At 71.5% G+C, this 20,333-nt stretch carries 24 protein-coding genes; 14 read left to right on the plus strand and 10 right to left on the minus strand.

Features of this window, described 5'->3' with window-relative positions:
* Positions 1-53 precede the first annotated feature (53 nt).
* Positions 54-1,154, plus strand: a complete 1,101-nt coding sequence (locus tag ACFY9E_RS15410; RefSeq protein WP_390983452.1) for a DUF2786 domain-containing protein — start codon at positions 54-56, stop codon at positions 1,152-1,154.
* 22 nt (positions 1,155-1,176) lie between these two features.
* Here ACFY9E_RS15410 and ACFY9E_RS15415 read toward each other — a convergent pair whose 3' ends face one another.
* The 4 genes from ACFY9E_RS15415 to rpmB form a co-directional block, all read right to left on the minus strand.
* On the minus strand, positions 1,177-1,704 hold the full coding sequence (locus ACFY9E_RS15415) for a DUF4232 domain-containing protein (RefSeq protein ID WP_390983455.1): 528 nt from the start codon (positions 1,702-1,704) through the stop codon (positions 1,177-1,179).
* A gap of 645 nt (positions 1,705-2,349) precedes the next feature.
* Positions 2,350-2,856: a hypothetical protein gene (locus tag ACFY9E_RS15420; RefSeq protein ID WP_390983458.1), complete on the minus strand. Its 507-nt coding sequence runs from the start codon at positions 2,854-2,856 to the stop codon at positions 2,350-2,352.
* A gap of 131 nt (positions 2,857-2,987) precedes the next feature.
* The gene (gene rpsN, locus ACFY9E_RS15425; protein ID WP_390983461.1) at positions 2,988-3,293 is read right to left on the minus strand and encodes a 30S ribosomal protein S14; all 306 of its coding nucleotides are present in this window, start codon (positions 3,291-3,293) and stop codon (positions 2,988-2,990) included.
* Positions 3,293-3,529 carry a 50S ribosomal protein L28 gene (rpmB, locus tag ACFY9E_RS15430; RefSeq protein ID WP_390983464.1) on the minus strand — a complete coding sequence of 79 codons (237 nt, stop codon included), beginning with the start codon at positions 3,527-3,529 and terminating at the stop codon, positions 3,293-3,295. The genes rpsN and rpmB overlap by 1 nt, the downstream gene beginning before the upstream one ends.
* 63 nt (positions 3,530-3,592) lie before the next feature.
* Between rpmB and rpmG the strand changes: the two genes are divergently transcribed.
* The 5 genes from rpmG to ACFY9E_RS15455 all read left to right on the plus strand — a co-directional run bounded on the left by rpmG (position 3,593) and on the right by ACFY9E_RS15455 (position 6,554).
* Entirely contained in the window at positions 3,593-3,757 is a 165-nt protein-coding gene (rpmG, locus tag ACFY9E_RS15435; RefSeq protein WP_003991959.1) for a 50S ribosomal protein L33, read from the plus strand.
* A gap of 2 nt (positions 3,758-3,759) precedes the next feature.
* Positions 3,760-4,008, plus strand: a complete 249-nt coding sequence (locus ACFY9E_RS15440; RefSeq protein WP_390983467.1) for a type B 50S ribosomal protein L31 — start codon at positions 3,760-3,762, stop codon at positions 4,006-4,008.
* 4 nt (positions 4,009-4,012) lie between these two features.
* Positions 4,013-5,206: a GTP-binding protein gene (locus ACFY9E_RS15445; RefSeq protein ID WP_390983470.1), complete on the plus strand. Its 1,194-nt coding sequence runs from the start codon at positions 4,013-4,015 to the stop codon at positions 5,204-5,206.
* A gap of 5 nt (positions 5,207-5,211) precedes the next feature.
* Positions 5,212-5,445: a 30S ribosomal protein S18 gene (rpsR, locus tag ACFY9E_RS15450; RefSeq protein ID WP_390983473.1), complete on the plus strand. Its 234-nt coding sequence runs from the start codon at positions 5,212-5,214 to the stop codon at positions 5,443-5,445.
* An 893-nt stretch (positions 5,446-6,338) separates the two neighbouring features.
* Positions 6,339-6,554, plus strand: a complete 216-nt coding sequence (locus tag ACFY9E_RS15455) for a DUF397 domain-containing protein (protein WP_283968392.1) — start codon at positions 6,339-6,341, stop codon at positions 6,552-6,554.
* Positions 6,555-6,639: 85 nt separating this feature from the next.
* On the opposite strand, the gene ACFY9E_RS15460 is transcribed toward ACFY9E_RS15455, so the two are convergent.
* Positions 6,640-7,134 (minus strand): ATP-binding protein, encoded by a 495-nt coding sequence (locus tag ACFY9E_RS15460; protein WP_390983476.1) that lies wholly within the window; start codon positions 7,132-7,134, stop codon positions 6,640-6,642.
* Between the two features lie 363 nt (positions 7,135-7,497).
* Between ACFY9E_RS15460 and ACFY9E_RS15465 the strand changes: the two genes are divergently transcribed.
* The 6 genes from ACFY9E_RS15465 (at position 7,498) to ACFY9E_RS15490 (ending at position 12,993) form a co-directional block, all read left to right on the plus strand.
* Positions 7,498-8,322, plus strand: a complete 825-nt coding sequence (locus tag ACFY9E_RS15465) for a Scr1 family TA system antitoxin-like transcriptional regulator (protein ID WP_390983711.1) — start codon at positions 7,498-7,500, stop codon at positions 8,320-8,322.
* A gap of 115 nt (positions 8,323-8,437) precedes the next feature.
* Positions 8,438-9,901 carry an aldehyde dehydrogenase family protein gene (locus ACFY9E_RS15470; RefSeq protein WP_390983479.1) on the plus strand — a complete coding sequence of 488 codons (1,464 nt, stop codon included), beginning with the start codon at positions 8,438-8,440 and terminating at the stop codon, positions 9,899-9,901.
* A gap of 106 nt (positions 9,902-10,007) precedes the next feature.
* Entirely contained in the window at positions 10,008-10,559 is a 552-nt protein-coding gene (locus ACFY9E_RS15475) for a DinB family protein (RefSeq protein WP_390983481.1), read from the plus strand.
* A gap of 10 nt (positions 10,560-10,569) precedes the next feature.
* The gene (locus ACFY9E_RS15480; protein WP_390983484.1) at positions 10,570-11,211 is read left to right on the plus strand and encodes a helix-turn-helix transcriptional regulator; all 642 of its coding nucleotides are present in this window, start codon (positions 10,570-10,572) and stop codon (positions 11,209-11,211) included.
* Between the two features lie 73 nt (positions 11,212-11,284).
* Complete coding sequence (locus ACFY9E_RS15485) at positions 11,285-12,235, plus strand: ATP-binding cassette domain-containing protein (protein ID WP_390983486.1); 951 nt, start codon at positions 11,285-11,287, stop codon at positions 12,233-12,235.
* Positions 12,232-12,993, plus strand: coding sequence for an ABC transporter permease (locus ACFY9E_RS15490; RefSeq protein WP_390983489.1), 762 nt, complete (start codon positions 12,232-12,234; stop codon positions 12,991-12,993). The genes ACFY9E_RS15485 and ACFY9E_RS15490 overlap by 4 nt, the downstream gene beginning before the upstream one ends.
* 16 nt (positions 12,994-13,009) lie before the next feature.
* On the opposite strand, the gene ACFY9E_RS15495 is transcribed toward ACFY9E_RS15490, so the two are convergent.
* Together ACFY9E_RS15495 and ACFY9E_RS15500 are read right to left on the minus strand one after the other, a co-directional pair.
* Positions 13,010-14,416, minus strand: coding sequence for a glutamate decarboxylase (locus tag ACFY9E_RS15495; RefSeq protein WP_390983490.1), 1,407 nt, complete (start codon positions 14,414-14,416; stop codon positions 13,010-13,012).
* A 35-nt stretch (positions 14,417-14,451) separates the two neighbouring features.
* Positions 14,452-15,738, minus strand: coding sequence for an ion channel protein (locus ACFY9E_RS15500; protein ID WP_390983492.1), 1,287 nt, complete (start codon positions 15,736-15,738; stop codon positions 14,452-14,454).
* 102 nt (positions 15,739-15,840) lie between these two features.
* Between ACFY9E_RS15500 and ACFY9E_RS15505 the strand changes: the two genes are divergently transcribed.
* On the plus strand, positions 15,841-16,602 hold the full coding sequence (locus tag ACFY9E_RS15505) for a TipAS antibiotic-recognition domain-containing protein (protein ID WP_390983493.1): 762 nt from the start codon (positions 15,841-15,843) through the stop codon (positions 16,600-16,602).
* Positions 16,603-16,621: 19 nt separating this feature from the next.
* Here ACFY9E_RS15505 and ACFY9E_RS15510 read toward each other — a convergent pair whose 3' ends face one another.
* On the minus strand, positions 16,622-16,987 hold the full coding sequence (locus ACFY9E_RS15510) for a YbjQ family protein (protein WP_283967952.1): 366 nt from the start codon (positions 16,985-16,987) through the stop codon (positions 16,622-16,624).
* A gap of 134 nt (positions 16,988-17,121) precedes the next feature.
* On the opposite strand from ACFY9E_RS15510, the gene ACFY9E_RS15515 reads away from it, so the two are divergent.
* Complete coding sequence (locus ACFY9E_RS15515) at positions 17,122-17,985, plus strand: VTT domain-containing protein (protein ID WP_390983496.1); 864 nt, start codon at positions 17,122-17,124, stop codon at positions 17,983-17,985.
* Between the two features lie 35 nt (positions 17,986-18,020).
* Here ACFY9E_RS15515 and ACFY9E_RS15520 read toward each other — a convergent pair whose 3' ends face one another.
* Together ACFY9E_RS15520 and ACFY9E_RS15525 are read right to left on the minus strand one after the other, a co-directional pair.
* The gene (locus ACFY9E_RS15520; protein ID WP_390983499.1) at positions 18,021-19,718 is read right to left on the minus strand and encodes a threonine/serine exporter family protein; all 1,698 of its coding nucleotides are present in this window, start codon (positions 19,716-19,718) and stop codon (positions 18,021-18,023) included.
* A 119-nt stretch (positions 19,719-19,837) separates the two neighbouring features.
* On the minus strand, positions 19,838-20,329 hold the full coding sequence (locus ACFY9E_RS15525; protein ID WP_003975424.1) for an inorganic diphosphatase: 492 nt from the start codon (positions 20,327-20,329) through the stop codon (positions 19,838-19,840).
* Between the last annotated feature and the right edge of the window lie 4 nt (positions 20,330-20,333).

Raw genomic sequence — 20,333 nt, forward strand, 5'->3', positions numbered from 1 at the left:
TGACACCTGTCCGCGGTTCCGGCCCCTCCGCGACGGCGTGGCACCATCGGCCCGTGAGTACGTCCAGCACCGTCGACCGCGCCTTCGCGGCGGCCCTCTACGCGACCGGCGAGACGGCCCTCGACACCGGCGCGTCCCTGCTCGCCTCCGACCCCGCGGCGGACGCCGAACTCGCCCTGCGTGGACAGGAGTTCGTGGCGGCGGCCTGGCGGCGCGGCTGGCAGCCGGCCGACGTCGTACGGATCGTCCGGCGCGAGCTGGACGACGTGCACGTGCTCCTCGCCGCCGCGCTGATCCGCGCACAGGCACCCGTCGACGGGCCCCGGGGCCGCCGCTGGAACACGCAGCTCGCGGACCTGCCCGCCGACGCCCCGCCCCGCACCGACCGCTTCTCGCACGCCACGGCCGTGCTGGAGCTGTACCGCCTGCTGCTGCGGCTGCCGACGCTGGAGGCGCTCGACGAGGCGCCGGGGGAGGCGCGCACCGAGTCCCGGATGCTCACCCGCATCCGCGCCCTGCTCGCCAAGGCGGAGGCGACCGGCTTCCCGGAGGAGGCCGAGGCGCTCAGCGCCAAGGCGCAGGAGCTGATGGCCCGCCACAGTGTCGACGAGGCGCTGCTCGCGGCGCGGGCCCCCTCGCCGGACACGCCCGGGGCCTGCCGGATCGGCGTCGAGCCGCCGTACGAGCAGGCCAAGGCGGTGCTGCTGGACGCCGTCGCCGGTGCCAACCACTGCCGGGCGGTGTGGAACGAACCCCTCGGCTTCTCGACCGTCGTCGGCTTCGAAACCGACCTGGAGGCGGTCGAACTCCTCTACACCTCACTCCTCGTGCAGGCCACATCCGCGATGACCAAGGCGGAGGCCGTGCAACGGGCGGGTGGCCGCAAGCGCACCAAGACGTTCCGGCAGTCCTTCCTCGCGGCCTACGCCCACCGCATCGGCACCCGCCTGACAGCGGCCGCGGAGACCCAGGTGACCGACGACCTGCTCCCGGTCCTCGCCTCCCGCGAGGTGGCGGTCACCGGGCGGCTGGACCGGATGTTCCCGCAGACGACCACGACCCGGCTGCGCGGGGTGAGCGACGCGGCGGGCTGGACGGAGGGCGCGCAGGCGGCGGACCGGGCCCAGGTCCGGCACCGGCCGCCGTTGCGCTGATCTCCTCCGCGCCGATCCCCGGTCAGTCGCCCGAGGTCTCGAAGCCGCTCACCGAGGCCTCCGTTCCATCCGTCCGGGCGACCTCGCCGTACGTCCACTCCAGCTCGTGCGCCGTGTTGGTGTCGCCGGGCAGGGTGAAGGACGCCTTGTGCACGTCGAGGCTCTTCGCGGAGCCCGCCTCGCCCCGGACGTAGGTGATCGTGAAGGACGTGGTGCCGCCCTTCCCGAGGGTCAGCGACTGGGCCTTCGCGCCCTCGTCCGGGGAGATGGACGTCGTGCCGTCCTCGAACTGCAGGTCCACGCCGGGGAAGCCCTTCAGCGTGCACTGTGCGCCCTTGTTGGTGAGCGTGACGGTGACGGTGCCGGTGTCGCCGGCGGCCGGGGCGGCGCCGGCGCCGACCTCCACGCCCATGTCGCCGATCGCGCAGGCCGAGTCGCTCGGCCGGTCAGCGTTCTTGACGTCGTCGCCACCGGCCTTGTCGTCGCTGCAGCCGGTCAGCAGGACCGTCGCGGCGAGGGCGGCGGCCAGGGTGAGGGGATAGGTGCGCATGGGGTCCTCTGGGCGTGTCGAACGAAAGCGGCTTCGGGCCCCTGGATCATCACGCACGCGCCTGCCGCAGGGGCACGCGCCCCCTGCGATTCCCCCGAACGCCGGACGAGCGGACACCGCGCCCGGTCCCAGCACGCGTGCCCCGGCCGTGCCGCAGCATGCACCGGGTCTGTATCCCCAAGCCCGGACGGGCAGGTGGTGCTCCCTGGCCGGTTTCCCGACGCGCCTCGCCGGTGCACCCGTCCTCGGACGCCGGACGGCCACGCACCCCCGGTGGCCGTCCGGCGCCGGGCGGAACCCCGCCCTGCCGGGCTGGGCAAGCGACTGGCCGCCTGGGGCGCGGCCCGGACTGTGTCGCTCCGGTGGCCGTCCGGCGCCGGGCGGAACCCCGCCCTGCCGGGCTGGGCAAGCGACTGGCCGCCTGGGGCGCGGCCCGGACTGTGTGGCTCCGGTGGCCGTCCGGCGCAGGGCGGAACCCTGCCCTGCCAGGCCCGGCAAGCGACTGCCCACCCCGTCCGCCGCCCGGACGATGTCGCTCCGGCCGCCGCCCGGGCCCCGGACACACACCCCCGCCGTTCCCCCCTCAACACCGGACGGGCCGTACCGTCCGAGGGCGGTCGCGGCCCGTCCGTAAAAGGTCAGCTGTCAGCCGAGGCTCGCCGTCGGCAGGCCCGTCGGGAGTTTGCCGCCCTCCGCCTTCGTGTACGTCTCCGCGCCGAGGCCGCCCTCCCAGGTGACCTTCAGGCTGCTCCCGTTCACGGAGTCGACCATGCCGGACGCCCGGTCCTTGGAACCGTCCGTGCACTTCAGGCGGATCATCCGCATCCCGGACGCCTCGCCCGCCGTGCCGCTGCACACGCTCCCGCCGGTGGCGAACAGCGCGGCCTGCTTGCCGGTGATCACCAAGGCCACGGCCTTGCCGCCGGTCGTCGCGAGCCAGCTGCCCTCCAGCTCGCCGGCCGGCCCACCGGAGCCGGCGTCGCCGGAGCCGCCGACCGTTCCGGCGGACGCCGACAGGGACGGGGCCGGGCTGGAGGCCGAGTCGTCGCCCGAGTCGCCGCCACTGCTGCACGCGGTCAGCGCGAGTGCGCCCGCCAGCCCCGCGGCGGCCGCCGCGGCACGCACGGCGCCGGAGCGGCGCGAGAAGATCACCGATGACACTGCAAGCCCCCAAGCTGTAGCCGGCCGACCGGCCGGCCGGTCCGGACGGCACCGGCCGGCCTCATGGCCGGAACGATCGCAGCAAGCTACCAGGGCACGTCAAGAGCCCTCGGGAACGCCTCTTACCAGGACGACTTGCGCACGCCGGGCAGATACCCCGCGTGCGCCTGCTCCCGCAGACTCACCCGGGACAGCCCGAACGCCCGGAAGTAGCCGCGCGGACGGCCGTCCACCTGGTCGCGGTTGCGTACGCGCGTGGCGCTCGCGTCGCGCGGCTGCCTGCGCAACTCCGCCTGCGCGGCGAGCCGGTCGGCCTCCGTCGACGAGGGCCGCCGGATGATCTCCTTCAGTTCGGCCCGCCGGGCGGCGTAGCGCGCGACGATCTCCTGCCGCCGGTCGTTCTTCGCGATCTTGCTCTTCTTGGCCATCAGATCCTCACTCCCCGGGCGCGGATCCGGGCGACGGCCGCCTCGACCCCGATCGTGTCGACGGTCTTGATCCCCCTGGCGCTCAGCCGGAGCCGGACGTAGCGGCCCTCGCTCGGCAGCCAGTAGCGCTTGGACTGGATGTTGGGGTCGAACCGGCGTGACGTGCGCCGGTGGGAGTGCGAGATGCGGTTGCCGAAGCCGGGCCGGGTGCCGGTCAGCATGCAGTGCGCGGACATGGTGGTGACGTACCTCTCTGCCTAAGCAATGGAAATGGATTTCATTTTCAGTATCATAGCGGCATGGCACGCAACGAACTCCGGCCGGTCATCAAGCTCCGGTCCACCGCCGGGACCGGCTTCACCTACGTGACCCGCAAGAACCGCCGCAACGACCCGGACCGACTGACCCTGCGCAAGTTCGATCCCGTCGCCGGCCGCCACGTCGACTTCCGAGAGGAGCGCTGACCATGCGCCAGGGAATCCACCCGGAGTACGGCCCCGTCGTCTTCCGCGACCGTGCCGCGAACTACGCCTTCCTCACCCGCTCGACCATGACGAGCGAGAAGACGATCGAGTGGGAGGACGGCCGGACCTACCCGGTCGTGGACGTCGAGATCTCCGACGTCAGCCACCCCTTCTACACCGGCACGGCCCGCGTCCTGGACACCGCCGGCCGCGTGGAGCGCTTCGAGCGCCGGTACGGAAAGAAGGGCTGACCCGGTGCCCGAGCTCCCCGTCGTGATCGTCGGCGGGCTGCACGCCGACGCCCGCAGGGCGGCCGTCGCGCGGCTGCTCGCCGACGTGCCCGGCAGCGTGGTCCTCCACCACGACCTGTCGACGGCCGCCGCGGGCACGGTCGTACGGACCGTCAGGGACGCCTCCGGACTCCTCGACGCGGGGGAGGCGCCGCTCGTCAACGACTGCGCGTGCTGCGCCCTGCGCGAGGACCTGGTGCCGGAGCTGGAGCGGCTGCGGGACGCCGGAGCCACCCGGCTCGCGGTCGTCGAGCTGTGGGACTCCGTCGAGCCCAAGGCCATGGCCGAGGTCGTCACGGCCGGCGGGCTCACCGTCAGCGGCGTGATCACCGCCGTCGACCCGGCCCTGGTCCTGCCGTACCTCGGCAACGGCGACGACCTGGCCGACGGCGGTCTCGCCGCCGCCGCGACCGACCAGCGCACGGTCGCCGACACCTTCGCGCGCCAGCTGGAGTACGCCCCCGTCCTCGCGGTCGCCGACTCCCCGGAGGCCGACGACGAGGACCGCGAGTTGCTCGCGCAACTGCATCCGACGGCCCGCCAGGCTCCGATCGGGCAAGAGGCCCCCGCAGGCCCCTCCGACGACGGTCTGACGGTGCCGACCCCACGCCGGCGCCCGCTCTCGTCCCTGGCCCGGGCCGCCCTGGCGGGCTTCGATGTCGAGGCGGCCGCCGCCGCCCAGCATCCGGCCTGCGCCCTGCTGCCCGCCGAGGCCGACGCGCACGGCGTCTCCACCCTGGTCTGGAGCCGGCGCCGTCCCTTCCACCCGGAGCGGCTCTACGCCGCGCTGGAGGACCTGACTTGCGCGGCCGCCCGCAGTCGCGGCCGGTTCTGGCTCGCCGACAAGCCCGACACGCTGTTCCACTGGGACGCGGCGGGCGGGGCCCTGTGCGTGGAGAGCGCGGGCCCGTGGCTGGCCTCCCTGCCGGACGCGGCCTGGGAGATGGTCCCGCCGGTGCGCCGCGCCGCCGCCGCACTGGACTGGCACCCCGAGCACGGTGACCGCGGCCAGCACCTCGTCTTCACCTCGCCCGGCCTCGACCGGGACGGCCTGGAGCGGCTGCTGGAGTCCTGCCTGCTCACCGATGCCGAGTACGCCGCCGGGCGCGATGCCTGGCAGCGGCTGCCGCACGCCTTCGACACCCTCCTGGAGGTCTGACCCCCATGCCGCGCAAGCCCGACCGCAAGCCCGCCAAGGACCGGCCCAATCCCCTGGACCAGGCCGGGATCACCTACATCGACTACAAGGACACCGAGCTGCTGCGGAAGTTCATCTCCGACCGCGGGAAGATCCGCAGCCGCCGCGTCACCCGGGTGTCGTCCCAGCAGCAGCGGCAACTGGCCAGGGCCATCAAGAACGCACGCGAGATGGCCCTGCTGCCCTACTCCGCCCGCTGAACCCGCCCGGCCCGGGTGAGGTCCCCCACGCTCCAGGGCTGGGGGGCCTTCTGCCCATGCAGGTGTCCGGCCGGCCGCGGGACCCGCGTTTCGGGCCGTCGAGACAGGCGAGTGCGCGCGGGGGATCCCGCTGAGACGGCCACGGCTGTCCCGTGCCTGCGCGTGGTCTTGCTCCCCTTCGTCGGCCGCTGAGCCCGTCCGGCCCGGGTGAGCTTCCCCACGCTTGACTGCTGGGGGCCCGCCTGCCCAGGAGTCCGCCGGGCCGGACATCGCCGTCGGCCGGTCGGCGGCGGAGGGCATGGGAGGTGGCCGGGACCGGGCCCCTTGGCCGGTCCGGGTGGCCTCACGGAGGTCGTCCGCCGGGGTGCTGCGGGAGGCGTGCGGCGTGGTCGGACGGGGCCGGGACCCGAGCGCGTGTCCGGCGATGGGCCGAGCACCGCACCGGACGGGGAGAGGACCCCGCCCTCCTGCGACAGGCCCATTTCTCCCCGTCCCCGCAGGCCGCGGCCGTCTTCCGGATGCCGGTCGGCCGGCCGAACGGCCCTTCCCGGGCCCCGCGCCCCAGCTCCCGCTTCTTGGGCAGGGACGCCGCGCGACCGCGCGTCCGGCCGTCGAGCGGATGCTCCGCCTCCACCGGACCTCCGCCGAACCCACCGACTCCTTCGCGGGCCTTCGGGAACGGGAGGTGGGGCCGAGCCGTCAAACAGTCAAGAACTTCGGTAAAGCGGTCGTCAAAGCTGTAACCGCAGGACCACCCGGCGTGCACGTGCATCTGCCCATGCAACTGCACATGAACAGAGCTATGATCCGGGTCAGTTGACCACTGCATCAATGGCCACACCAGCCAGTGCACCATCGGGGAGCGACCTGTGGACCACGACGTGTACAACGGTATGGCGGCCGCCGGGCTGCACGGTGTGGCCTGGCAGAAGAGCCGGCACAGCAACTCGCAGGGGTCGTGCGTGGAGTTCGCCCGGTTGCCGGGCGGGGACGTGGCCGTCCGCAACTCACGCTTCCCCGACGGTCCCGCACTGGTCTACACCCGTGCGGAGATCGAGGCGATGCTCCTGGGCGTGAAGGACGGCGAGTTCGACCACCTGGTGGGATGAGGCCCTGACTCCGGCAGGGCGGCCTTCGACGTCCGCTGCGCAGTGACGCGCGTAGAACCGCGGCGCGACGAAGCGCCGCGGTTTCTCATTCCCCGTGCGGCCGTGAATCGGCCCGGGGCAGCCGGAACAGCGCCCAGACCAGCTTGCCGTCGAGCGCGCCCGCCAGCGGGTGCCAGCCCCAGCTGTCGCTGAAGGAGTCGACGAGGAACAGCCCGCGGCCCGACTCGGCCGAGAAGTCGTCGGCCTCCCGGGTGACCGGACTGTCGTGGCTGGGGTCGCGCACCGCGCACACCAGCCGCTCGGTCCACCGCATCAGGTGCAGCCGCACGGGAGGTTCCCGTCCGCTGACACACGCGCTGTTCGCCGGCAGACCGTGCCGCAGGGCGTTGGTGACGAGTTCCGAGACCACCAGGCAGACGTCGTCGAACCGGTCGCCCATGTCCCACTGGTCGAGGGTTCTGCGGGTGAACCGCCGTGCCTCGCGCACCGCTTCGTAGCGGGCGGGCAGAGCGCAGGAGGCGGCGTCGGACACGGCCGCGGGGTCCAGCGGCGGAAGGCCCTGCCGTAACGGCTCGAGCATGGTCGATCCATTCGTCCCCATGCGAGGCACTCCCGGGAATTCGCGGTCGGTGCGATGCGGCGGTGGTGCGGCACCATGGTTTCGGATGCGTACAGCAGATGCAAGGGCAGATGCACGTGCACGTGACCGGAATGCGACGTCCCGTACCGCTTGTTGGTCAATTTTTCCGTCATCTACGCGTCGCTCTTTGGCCGTTCACTTGCCTTCTCTTGCTCCCGCGCGCGAGCGTCGACCGACTCGATTCCGTTTCCGTAACCGGACGAGTACTGCTCGAAGTGTTTTAGTGGCAGACTGCGGCCCTTGAAGACGTTGGGGAGGCTGGCGAACGTGAGCGCGGGAGAGCCGGGATCGGTGGTGCGGCGCATGCTGCTCGGATCACAACTCAGGCGACTGCGTGAGGCGCGGGGCATCACGCGCGAGGCGGCGGGCTACTCGATCCGCGCCTCCGAGTCGAAGATCAGCCGGATGGAGTTGGGCCGGGTGAGCTTCAAGACAAGGGACGTAGAGGACCTGCTGACCCTGTACGGCATCACGGACGAGCAGGAGCGCGCCTCCCTGCTGTCCCTGGCGAAAGAGGCCAATGTCGCCGGGTGGTGGCACAGTTACTCGGACGTGCTGCCCAGCTGGTTCCCGACCTACGTCGGCCTGGAGGGCGCCGCGTCCTTGATCCGGGCCTACGAGGTGCAGTTCGTGCACGGGCTGCTGCAGACCGAGGCGTACGCCCATGCGGTGGTCCGGCGGGGCATGCAGGGGGCGAGCGAGGCCGACGTCGAGCGCCGCGTGGCGCTGCGTCTGGAGCGCCAGAAGTACCTCGTGGACGAGCGCGCGCCCGACTTCCACATCATCCTGGACGAGGCCGCCCTGCGCCGCCCGTACGGCGACCGCGAGGTGATGCGCGGCCAGCTCCAGCACCTCATCGAGATCTCCGAGCGGCCCAACGTACGGCTCCAGGTGGTGCCGTTCAGCCTCGGCGGCCACTCCGGCGAAAGTGGCGCGTTCACGATCCTCAGCTTCCCGGAGTCGGACCTGTCGGACGTCGTCTACCTGGAGCAGCTCACCAGCGCGCTGTACCTGGACAAGGCCGAGGACGTCGCCCAGTACGAGAAGGCCCTCAAGGAACTCCAGAGCGAGAGCCCGGGCCCCTCGGAGAGCCGGGACCTCCTGCGAGGACTCCTCCAGCTCTCCTGAAGGACCCCTCCTCTCCCGAAGGACCCCTCCAACTCGCCTCAAACGCAAGTACGATGACGTGTGATCAGATCGTGAAGGCGCGATCAGGGGTCTGCTTAGGGATCGAGGGATCACATTGTCGTCGTCCTGCTTCACCGACCTTGCACAGCAGTACATCGACGGTGAGTGGCGCCCGGGCACCGGTTCCTGGGACATCATCGACTTCAACCCGTACGACGACGAGAAGCTCGCGTCGATCACCATAGCCACGGCCGACGAGGTCGATCAGGCGTACCGGGCCGCCGCCCGCGCCCAGAAGCAGTGGGCCGCGACCAACCCCTACGCCCGCCGGGCGGTCTTCGAGAAGGCGCTGCGCCTGATCGAGGAGCGCGAGGCCGAGATCTCCGAGGCCATCATCGCCGAGCTCGGCGGCACGCGCCTGAAGGCCGCCTTCGAGCTGCACCTCGCCAAGGAGTTCCTGCGCGAGGCGGTCCATCTGGCGCTGGCCCCCGAGGGCCGGATCATCCCCTCGCCGGTGGACGGCAAGGAGAACCGCGTCTACCGCGTGCCGGTCGGTGTCGTGGGCGTGATCAGCCCCTTCAACTTCCCGTTCCTGCTGTCGATCAAGTCCGTCGCCCCGGCGCTCGCGCTCGGCAACGCCGTGGTGCTCAAGCCGCACCAGAACACGCCGATCGTCGGCGGCTCCCTGGTCGCGAAGCTCTTCGAGGACGCGGGGCTGCCCGGCGGGCTGCTGAACGTCGTCATCACCGACATCGCGGAGATCGGCGACGCGTTCATCGAGCACCCGGTCCCCAAGGTCATCTCCTTCACCGGCTCCGACCAGGTCGGCCGGCACGTGGCGACGGTCTGCGCCCGGCTGTTCAAGCGCTCGGTCCTGGAACTGGGCGGCAACAGCGCGCTGGTGGTCCTCGACGACGCCGACGTCGACTACGCGGTCGACGCGGCCGTCTTCAGCCGGTACGTCCATCAGGGCCAGGTCTGCATGGCCGCCAACCGGATCCTCGTGGACCGTGCGGTCGCGGACGAGTTCACCGAGAAGTTCGTCGCCAAGGTGAGGACCCTCAAGGCGGGCGACCCGCGCGACCCGGAGACCGTCATCGGCCCGGTCATCAACTCCTCGCAGGCGGACGCCGTCTCCGGTGTGGTCGAGCAGGCCCTCGCCGAGGGCGCCACGGCCCTGGTGCGCGGCGGGCGCACCGACAACCTCGTCGAGCCGTCCGTGCTGACCGGCGTCCCGGCCGACTCGGCGCTGCTCAGGCAGGAGGTCTTCGGCCCGGTCGCGTTCCTCGTCCCGTTCGACGGCGAGGAGGAGGCCGTACGCCTCGTCAACGACACCCCGTACGGGCTGAGCGGTGCCGTGCACACCGGGAACATCGAGCGCGGGGTCGCCTTCGCCAAGCAGATCGACACGGGCATGTTCCACGTGAACGACGGCACGGTCCACGACGAGCCGATCGTCCCGTTCGGCGGCGAGAAGCACTCGGGCATCGGCCGGCTCAACGGCGACACGATGCTGGACTCGTTCACCACGACCAAGTGGATCTCGGTGCAGCACGGCCGGAGCGGCTTCCCGTTCTAGAAATCGTCGGCGCCCGGACCCTTGCGGACAGAACCTGACCGCAAGGGTCCGTAGCTTTGTCGGTGTCAGGGGGAGAGGCCCCCGGGCCTGGCGAAAGGCGGCGGTCATGGTCATGCACGTTCCGGCTGAGGCACACGGCGACGAGCGCGGGGCGCTCCTGTCCTTCATCGCCGAGCAGCGCGGCGGCGTCCGCCGGGCGGTGCTCGGGCTGACGGACGAGCAGGCGGGCTCCCGCCCCAGCGCCAGTGAGCTGTCCCTCGCCGGGCTGGTCAAGCACGTCGCCGAGGTCGAGCAGATGTGGATCTCCCTGGCCAAGGGCGAGCCGCCGGCCGTCGTGCGGGACCAGAGCAACTGGCACGAGTGCTTCCAACTGGTCGAGGGCGAGACGGTCGCGTCGCAGCTGGCCTACTGGGAGAAGGTGGCCGCCGAGACGGAGGCGTACATCCACTCGGTCCCGAGCCTCGACGACACCTTCGCGCTGCCGGCCCAGCCCTGGTTCCCGCCGGACGGCCGGGTCTCGCACCGCTGGCTCTGCCTCCACCTCATCCGCGAGACGGCCCGGCACGCCGGTCACGCCGACATCATCCGTGAGTCCCTGAACGGCAGGACCGCCTTCGAGCTGGTGGCCGAGGAGCAGCAGGTGACGGCCGGGCCATAACCTGGACCGCATGTCAACCATCCGTCTCCTCGTGCTCGGCGCGGTCCGTATGCACGGCCGCGCCCACGGCTACCAGGTGCGCAACGACCTGGAGTACTGGGGCGCGCACGAGTGGTCCAGCGCCAAGCCCGGCTCGATCTACCACGCGCTGAAGCAGCTGGCGAAGCAGGGGCTGCTGCACGCGCACGAGATCGCCCCGTCGACGGCCGGCGGCCCGCCGCGCACGGAGTACGAGATCACCGGGCAGGGGACCGAGGAGTACTTCCGGATGCTGCGTGAGGCGCTGGTCACCTACGAACAGCGCGGGGACTTGAAGACGGCCGCCGTCGGCTTCGTCGTCGACCTGCCGCGTGCCGAGGCGGTCGCGCTGCTGAAGGAGCGGACCCTCAGGATCGAGCAGTGGCGGGCCTCCGTCCTGGAGCACTACGTGCCCGAGGAGGGTCCCGGGCAGCTCGGGCACATCGGCGAGATCATGAACATGTGGGTCCACACGGCCGACTCCGAGGCCGAGTGGACCCGCGGTCTCATCGAGCGCATCGAGGGCGGCGCCTACACCTTCGCCGACGAGGGCGACCCGTTCGTCGGCGTCCTGGCCGAGGGCGAGGAGAACCCGTACGCGACGGGGGAACGGCATCCCGGGGACGCTCACTAATCAAGTTTGACGAATGGATCGGGCGGGTTTACCTTTAAGCGTGTAGTCAAGTTTGACTAGCGAGGGAGATCCATTGGCCGACACGGCGATCACCGTCGAAGGCGCGGAGAAGACGTACGGCGACAAGAAGGCGCTGAACGGGCTCGACCTCACGGTCGCGCGCGGCACGGTGCACGGAGTGCTCGGTCCGAACGGCGCGGGCAAGACCACCCTGGTGAGGATCCTGTCCACCCTGCTGCGCCCCGACGCGGGCCGGATCGAGGTGGCAGGGCACGACGTGGTGCGCGAGGCGTACGCCGTGCGGCTGCGCATCGGCCTGCTCGGCCAGCACGCCGCGCTCGACGAGGAGCTCGGCGGCCGGCAGAACCTGGAGCTGTTCGGCCGGCTGCACCACCTGGGAGCGAGGCGGGCACGCGCGCGTGCCGGCGAACTCCTGGAGCGCTTCGGTCTGACCGACACCGGCCGCAAGGCGGTCCGGCAGTACAGCGGCGGCATGCGGCGCCGCCTGGACCTCGCCGCCTCCCTGATCACCGAGCCGGAGGTGCTGTTCCTGGACGAGCCCACCACCGGCCTCGACCCGCGGGGCCGCGCCGAGGTGTGGGCCTCGGTCCGCTCCCTGGTCGGCGGCGGTACGACGGTCCTGCTCACCACCCAGTACCTGGAGGAGGCCGATCAGCTCGCCGACCGCATCTCGGTCGTCGACGCCGGCCGGGTCATCGCCGAGGGCACGGCGGACGAGCTGAAGGCCGACACCGGCGGCGACCGCATCGACGTGGTCCTGCGGAACGGCGGCCAACTGGGAGCCGCCGTCGCCCTGTTGCCCCTCACGGGGGTCAGCGTCGACGCCGACCGCCGGCTGCTCAGCGCCCCGGTCACCGACCGCATGGCGGCGCTCTCCGGGGTCGTACGGGCCCTCCATGAGGCCGGGATCGAGGCGGAGGACGTCGCCCTGCGCCGCCCGACGCTGGACGAGGTGTTCCTGCACCTCACCGGGGACGACCGCCGAGTGAAGGAGGCCGCGTGAGCGCCTACGCCCTGACCGACTCCTGGACCATGACCCGCCGCGAACTCGCCCGCTGGGGACGGCAGCCGGTGCAGCTGGCCGTCAACCTGGTCTTCCCGGTGATGCTGCTGCTGATGTTCGGCTACCTGGTCGGCGGCGGCCGGGGCGTGAGCGGCGAGTACCGCGACTACCTGATTCCCGGCATGCTCGCGCTCACCATGGCCTTCGGCCTGGAGGGCACGATGCTCGCCGTCACGCAGGACCTCAACAAGGGCGTCATCGACCGGTTCCGCTCCATGCCGATGGCCAACGGGGCGGTTCTGGTGGGCCGTTCGGCCGCCGACATGCTCCAGTCGGCGCTGGCCCTGGTCGTGCTCCTCGGCGTGGGCGCCGCTCTCGGCTGGCGGCCGGGAGGCGGCCCGACGGCTCTCCTCGGGGCCGTGGGCCTGCTGCTCCTGTTCCGGTTCGCCATGCTGTGGATCGGCATCCACCTGGCCCTGGTGGCCGGCAAGCCGGAGATGGTCCAGGCGGTGCAGATCCTGGTCTGGCCGGTCGGTTTCCTCTCCAACGCCCTGGCCGCCCCCGGCTCCATGCCCGGCTGGCTGGGCACGGTCGTCGAGTGGAACCCGATGTCCCACACCGCCACGGCCGTACGGAACCTGTTCGGCGTGCCCGGCACGGAGCCCGGGCACGCGTGGGAGGCGGTCGTCTGGCCCCTGGCCCTGCTGGCGGTGTTCTTCCCCCTGGCGGTACGCCGGTTCGGCCGTCTGAGCCGCTGAAGCCCGGCGACACCCCCTAGTGGTGGAAGCTGGTCGCCGCGCCCTTGTCCTCGGTCAGCGGGCGCGGCTGCCGGCGCAGATCCGGCAGCAGTCGCTCCAGGTCCTGCGCGAGCAGCTCGGCGAGGTCGGCGGAGAAGCCGTTGCGGCACACCACCCGCAGCACGGACAGGTCCTCCCGGTTCTCCGGGAAGGTGTACGCGGGCACCAGCCAGCCGCTCTCGCGCAGCCGCCGGGAGACGTCGAAGACGTCGTACGCCCTCACGTCCGGCGCCGTCGTGAAGGCGAACACCGGCAACTGGTCGCCCCGGGTGAGCAGCCGGAAGTCGCCGAGCGCCTCGACCCGTCCGGCCAGCTCCGTGGCCACGTCCCGAGCGGCCTGCTGGACGGCCCGGTAGCCGTCCCGTCCCAGCCGCAGGAACGTGTAGTACTGGGCCACGACCTGCGCGCCCGGCCGGGAGAAGTTGAGCGCGAACGTCGGCATGTCGCCGCCCAGGTAGTTCACCCGGAACACCAGCTCCTCCGGCAGTGCCTCCGCGTCCCGCCACAGTGCCCAGCCGACGCCCGGGTAGACCAGCCCGTACTTGTGCCCCGAGGTGTTGATCGACGCCACCCTCGGCAGCCGGAAGTCCCACACCAGGTCCTCGTCGAGGAACGGCGCGACCATGGCGCCCGACGCCCCGTCCACATGCACGGGGATGTCGAGCCCGGTGCGCTCCTGGACCGCGTCCAGCGCCGCGCAGAGCTCGGCGATCGGTTCGTAGGAGCCGTCGAAGGTGGAGCCCAGGATCCCGACGACCCCGATGGTGTTCTCGTCGCAGAGCTCGGCGGCGGCCTGCGGGTCCAGGTGGAACCGCTCGCCCTCCATGGGCACCAGCCGGGCCTCCACCTCCCAGAAGTTGCAGAACTTCTCCCAGCAGACCTGCACGTTCACGCCCATCACCAGGTTGGGCCGGGCCCCGGGGTAGCGGTCGGCGTTGCGCGTGGCCCAGCGCCGCTTGAGCGCCATCCCGGCGAGCATGCACGCCTCGCTCGACCCGGTCGTCGAGCACCCCACGGCACTCGCCGGGTCGGGTGCGTGCCACAGGTCGGCGAGCATCGCCACGCAGCGCCGCTCCAGTTCGGCGGTGCGCGGGTACTCGTCCTTGTCGATCATGTTCTTGTCCCGGCACTCCGCCATCAGCACCCCCGCCTCCGGCTCCATCCAGGTGGTGACGAAGGTGGCGAGGTTCAGCCGCGCGTTGCCGTCGAGCATCAGCTCGTCGCGCACCAGCTGGTGGGCGGTCGCCGGGGCCATGGGCTGGTCCGGGAGCCGGTGCGTGGGCGGGGCCTCGGCCATGCCTCCGAGCGGGTTGGCGGGGCCGTAGAAGGGGTTGACGGACAGGCGGCGGTCGCCGGGCCGGGGGGAGTCTTCGGTGAACGGCATGGGTGCCTCCAGGGGTTGAAAGGGGGGAGAGGGCGTCAGCGGACGGGCGTGCCGTCGTCGCGCAGCTGCATCTGCGGCCGGCCCGTCACCAGCAGCCAGGCGGGCAGTGAGGCGATGCAGAGCACAGCGATGATCCCCGGCGAGTCGACCAGCACCGCGGCGACGAACAGGCTCACCCAGCCCTGCCGGGTGATGGCCAGCAGCAACCCGAGGACGGCGGCCGAGACGCCGACCGAGGGGTGCACCCCCGACACCAGGGCGTGGGCGCCCAGGCCGAGGGCGGTGCCGACGAACACCGCCGGGAAGATCCGCCCGCCCCGGAAGCCGCAGGACGCCGCGACCAGCAGCGCGGCCAGTTTCACGACCGTCAGCAGGGCGTACTCCCCGGCCGACCGGCCGTCCGGGTCCCGCGCGAGCTCGGCGATCTCGTCGAGCCCCTTGAACAGCGTCAGATGACCGCCCAGGGCCGCGAGGGCGCCCAGCACGAGGCCGCCCGCCGGGAGCATCAGCATCGGGTGGCGCAGCCGGCGGAAGACGCCGTGGACGTACGGGAAGGACCGCACGATGGCCATGCCGAGCAGGGCGCCCACCGAGGCGACCACGACCGCGGACAGCAGGTCGCCCCAGCCGGGCCGGCCGAAGGAGGGCAGGTCCAGGTCGAAGCTCGGATGGTCGATGAGGGTGGCGGTGAGGGCACCGGCCATGCCGGCGGTCAGCGGCGCGAAGACGTTGTCCCACAGCAGCCCGCGGGTCTCCCGTACGGCCAGCGCCTCGGAGATCACCAGGGCGGCCGCGACCGGCGTGCCGAACAGGGCGCCGATCGTCGCCGCCTCGGCCAGCGCCGGCCAGACCCGGCCCGGCGCCCGCGGCACGAGCCGGGCGCCCAGCCAGGCCGCCAGGGCGACGTTCACGGTGATGATGGGATTCTCCGGGCCGAGGCTGGGCCCGCCGGCCAGCATCAGCGCGGTCACCAGCAGCAGTCCCGGCAGCACCACGGGTGGCAGCACAGGGGCGTCCAGTCCGACCGTCGCCGGATCCGGGCCGGCGTGCCCCGGCGCCTTCCACACCACCAGCCCGACCGCGACGCCCGTCGCGAAGAGCATCACGAACATCCACGCCACGGAGTACCGGCCGATGCCCAGCGCGTCCGGCAGCGGCCCCCAGAGCACGTCCTGGAGCTCCTCAGCGGCGACCTCCACCCCCACCAGGACCAGGCTGGACAGGATCCCCACGGCCAGAGCGGGCAGGATCGTCGGCAACAGGGCGCGGGCGGGAGTCGCGGGGGCGACGGAGGGCGCCTGCTGAGCGGGATCCTGGACCACGCGCACACCATAAACGCCGCAAAGGTGACAAACAGGGAACACGCTTGCACCTCACGTGGCGTGAGGCCCGACCGTGGAGCACGGAAGAAGAAGGGAGCGGAAGTGAGCTACTCCGTGGGACAGGTCGCGGGCTTCGCCGGCGTCACGGTGCGCACGCTGCACCACTACGACGACATCGGCCTGCTCGTCCCGAGCGAGCGCAGCCGTGCGGGCCACCGGCGCTACAACGAGGCCGACCTCGACCGGCTGCAGCAGATCCTGTTCTACCGGGCGCTCGGCTTCCCGCTCGACGAGGTCGCCGCCCTGCTGGACGACCCGGACGCGGACCCGCGCGCGCACCTGCGCCGGCAGCACGAACTGCTGACCGCCCGGATCGAGAAGCTGCGCAAGATGGCGGCGGCCGTGGAGCACGCCATGGAGGCACGCAAAATGGGACTCAACCTCACACCCGAGGAGAAGTTCGAGGTCTTCGGGGGCAAGGACCCGGAGCAGTACGCCGACGAGGTGGAGGAGCGCTGGGGCGACACGGACGAGTACGCCGAGTCGCAGCGCCGCACCGCGCGCTACACCAAGGAGGACTGGAAGCGCATCCAGGCCGAGGCCGCCGACTGGGGGGAGCGTTACGGCGCCCTGATGTCGGCGGACGAGCCGCCCACCGGCGAGGCGGCCATGACCCTGGCGGAGGAGCACCGGCAGCACATCTGCACGTGGTTCTACGAGTGCTCCTACGAGCTCCACCGCTGCCTCGGCGAGATGTACGTCTCGGACGAGCGCTTCAAGGCGTTCTACGACGCGATGCGCCCGGGCCTCGCCGAGCACCTGAAGGACGCGATCGCCGCGAACGCCGCGCGTCACACCTCCTGATCCCCGGCCCGGGAGTGTCTCACTCCCGGGTCAGGACCACCGCCGTGCCGTACGCGCACACCTCGGTGCCCACGTCCGCCGCCTCCGTCACGTCGAACCGGAAGGCGAGGACGCCGTTGGCGCCACGCGCGCGTGCCTGTTCGACGAGCCGTTCCATGGCCTGGTTGCGGGTCTGCACGAGCGTCTTGGTGAGCCCGCGCAGTTCGCCGCCGACCATCGACTTCAGCCCGGCGCCGATCTGGCTCCCCAGGTGCCGGGAGCGCACGGTCAGGCCGAAGACCTCGCCGATCACCTCGCGCACGTGGTAGCCGGGAATGTCGTTCGTGGTGACGACGAGGACGTCGGGCTCCGGGCCCTGTCCGCCGCCGTATTCATCGATGCCCATGGTGCACAGCTTTGACCGGGACCGCGCACAGTGCATCCTGAGTACGCCCATGGAACCTGGGCCATGACGGCTGCGTTGATACTTTGAGGCAGCCAGCCCCGCCCGTACCCCACAGCAGCAGGAGCCACATCCCCGTGACCACGCTTGCGCTCGGCCCCGAGTGGCTCAGCCCGGACTACCTGATCTCGACGTTCAGCCTGCCCGGCATCCTGCTCATCGTCTTCGCGGAGTCCGGTCTCTTCGCCTTCCTGCCCGGCGACTCCCTGCTGTTCACCGCCGGCCTCTTCGTGGCCGAGGGCACCTACATCAGCCAGCCGCTGTGGCTGGTCTGCACGCTGATCGTGCTCGCCGCCGTCCTCGGCGACCAAGTGGGCTACATGATCGGCAAGTTCCTGGGCCCGAAGCTCTTCAGCCGCCCCAACTCCAAGCTCTTCAAGCAGGAGAACCTGGACAAGGCGCACGAGTTCATGGAGAAGTACGGTCCCAAGGCGATCGTGCTGGCCCGCTTCGTGCCCATCGTGCGCACCTTCGCGCCCATCGTGGCCGGCGCCGGCCGCATGAAGTACCGCACGTTCCTCACGTACAACGTCATCGGCGGCATCGCCTGGGGCACCGGCGTCACCCTCGCGGGTTACTGGCTCGGCCAGATCGCCTTCATCAAGAAGAACGTCGAGCCGATCCTCGTCCTGATCGTCCTGCTCTCCGTCGTCCCGATCATCATCGAGTACCTGCGGGACCGCTCGAAGAAGAAGCGCGAGGCGGCGCAGGCCCCCGCGGAGCGGCAGCAGCCCCCCGTGATGGACGACGCCACGACCCAGCTCCGCCGCATCACCCCGCAGGACCAGCCGCCCCACCACCACCAGCCGCAGCAGCCGCCGTACGGCAACCAGAACGGCTACGACGACCAGCAGTACTACAACCAGTACCCGCAGGCCCCGGGCTACGGCCACCAGCAGCAGGGCGGCGGCCACCAGCAGCCGTACAACGGCGGCTACTGAACCGCCTCACTCCAACGGCCCACGGCCGCCGACGGCTAGAAACCCCTGGTCCGCTTGGCGGCCCGCCGCTTCTCCGCGGACCCGATCCGCAGGAACATCCGGGAGATCTCGGACCCGAGATTCACCCCGATGGCGATGGCCATGGCGAGCGCAACCGCCGCGGACAGCGACACCAGCCCCTCGTCCACCTCGTTCTGCGCGATCGCCAGCAGCCCGAAGTACGTCGCGGAACCCGGCAGCAGGGGCCCGATCGCCGCGGTCGTGTAGGGCAGGGCGGAGGCGAACTGATACCGCGACAGCAACTGCCCGAACAGCCCCACCAGCCCCGCTGCCGCCGCCGTGGACGCCACCGGCGAGATGTCCCCCACGTAGTGCATCGCGCCGAACACGACCCACGCGACACCGCCGTTCAGCGTCACCCACACCACGGTGGATCGTTCCTGCTGGAGCAGCACCGCGAACGCCAGTGACAGCAGCATCGACGCGCCGATCATGACCAACGGGTCGTCGGAGGCCCCGAGCGCCTGGTCGGGGTTGAGCCGCGCCCCCAACTGCACGCCGAAGTACAGCATCAGCAGCACACCCGCGACGATGCCCACGAAGAAGTACATGACCTCCAGCAGACGCGCGGACGCGGTGATGTAGAAGCCGGTCAGACCGTCCTGCACACCCGCCACCAGCGCCCGCCCGGGCAGCAGCGCGAACAGCCCACCGGTGATCACCGCCGACGCCTTCACGTCGACGTGGGCCAGCGTCAGGGCGATACCGATCGCGGCCGGCGGCATCGCGGCCACCGTGAACTGGTAGAACTCCGGCAGTCCGCGCCCCGCGCACAGCCACGCCAGCCGGTCACCGAGCATCGCGCCCAGCGCCGCCGCGACGAACACGATCAGGTCACCGCCGACGAGCACGGAGGCCGCACCGGCCAGCAGCCCGCTCGCACCGGTCAGCGCCCAGCCGGGGTAGGGGTGCCGGTTGCGGCGGATCTCCGCCAGCCGCCGGTAGGCCTCCTCCAGGGAGACCGCCGTCTCGTCGTCGCTGAGGTCGTCCACCAGCTGGTACACGGCCGCCAGCCGCGTGTAGTCGGTGCCCCGGCGCCGCACGGTCCGCGACGCCGTGATCGGGTCGTCGACCAGGGACGGCTGATAGGAGATCGCCAGCAGCGTGAACGTGACGTTGGGCTCGCAGCGGTCCAGGCCGTAGGACCGGCAGACGGCGAACATGGCCGCCTCCACGTCCTCGGCCCCCTCACCGCCCGCCAGCAGCAGCTCGCCGATACGCAGCGTCAGGTCGAGCACGCGCGGCACCGCGGGCCCGGACTCGTCGCTGCTGCGCTGGATCGCCTCGGGCGCGGGCCGCTCGGCCACCGGCATGCGCAGCATCGTGCGCATCCGGTCCTGCCAGGGCACGTCCTTGGTCAGGCTGACCACGGGGATCCCGCTCGGCGGTGTGAAAGCCGTCGGGGGGTGCTTCGAGCTGTACGTACTCGGCGGGGTGAACGCCGACCCCTCCTGCTCCGCCGGGGGTGCGGCATGGACGTCCAGCCCCTGCGGCACGGCGAACTCGGACGTCGTGTCGGACTCCGTGCCGGCCGTTCTGTGCAGGGCCAGGCCCTCGGGGATCGCGAACTCCGACGTCGTCGACATGTCCCCGTCGACGCCCGTCCCGGCCGGAGGCAGGAACGCACTCCTCGCCTCGTCCGACTTCGGTTTGCGGTCCTCCGCGTCCGTCACTGCCTGGCGCTCCCTGTACGACACGTGGGCCTCGTACCCCCCGCAGCCTCAGTATGCGCACAGACGGACCAACGGGCCGCACGCGCAGGCGTGCGGCCCGTCAGCAACAGGAGAGGAGGTCAGTGACCGCCCTGGTCCTTGAAGCGCTTGTAGGACCGCTCGATCTCGGCCTCGGCCTCGGTGCGGCCCACCCAGTCGGCGCCCTCGACCGACTTGCCGGGCTCCAGGTCCTTGTAGACCTCGAAGAAGTGCTGGATCTCCAGCCGGTCGAACTCCGACACGTGGTGGATGTCCCGCAGGTGCTCCACGCGCGGGTCCGTCGACGGCACGCACAGCAGCTTGTCGTCGCCGCCCGCCTCGTCCGTCATGCGGAACATGCCGATCGCACGGCAGCGGATCAGACAGCCCGGGAACGTCGGCTCGTCGAGGATGACCAGCGCGTCCAGCGGGTCGCCGTCCTCGCCGAGGGTGTTCTCGACGAAGCCGTAGTCGGTCGGGTAGGCGGTCGAGGTGAAGAGTCGCCGGTCCAGGCGGATACGACCGGTCTCGTGGTCCACCTCGTACTTGTTGCGCGAACCCTTCGGAATCTCGATCGTGACGTCGAACTCCACCGGT

It is taken from the genome of Streptomyces sp. NPDC012466 (assembly GCF_042955215.1).
GTDB lineage: Bacteria > Actinomycetota > Actinomycetes > Streptomycetales > Streptomycetaceae > Streptomyces.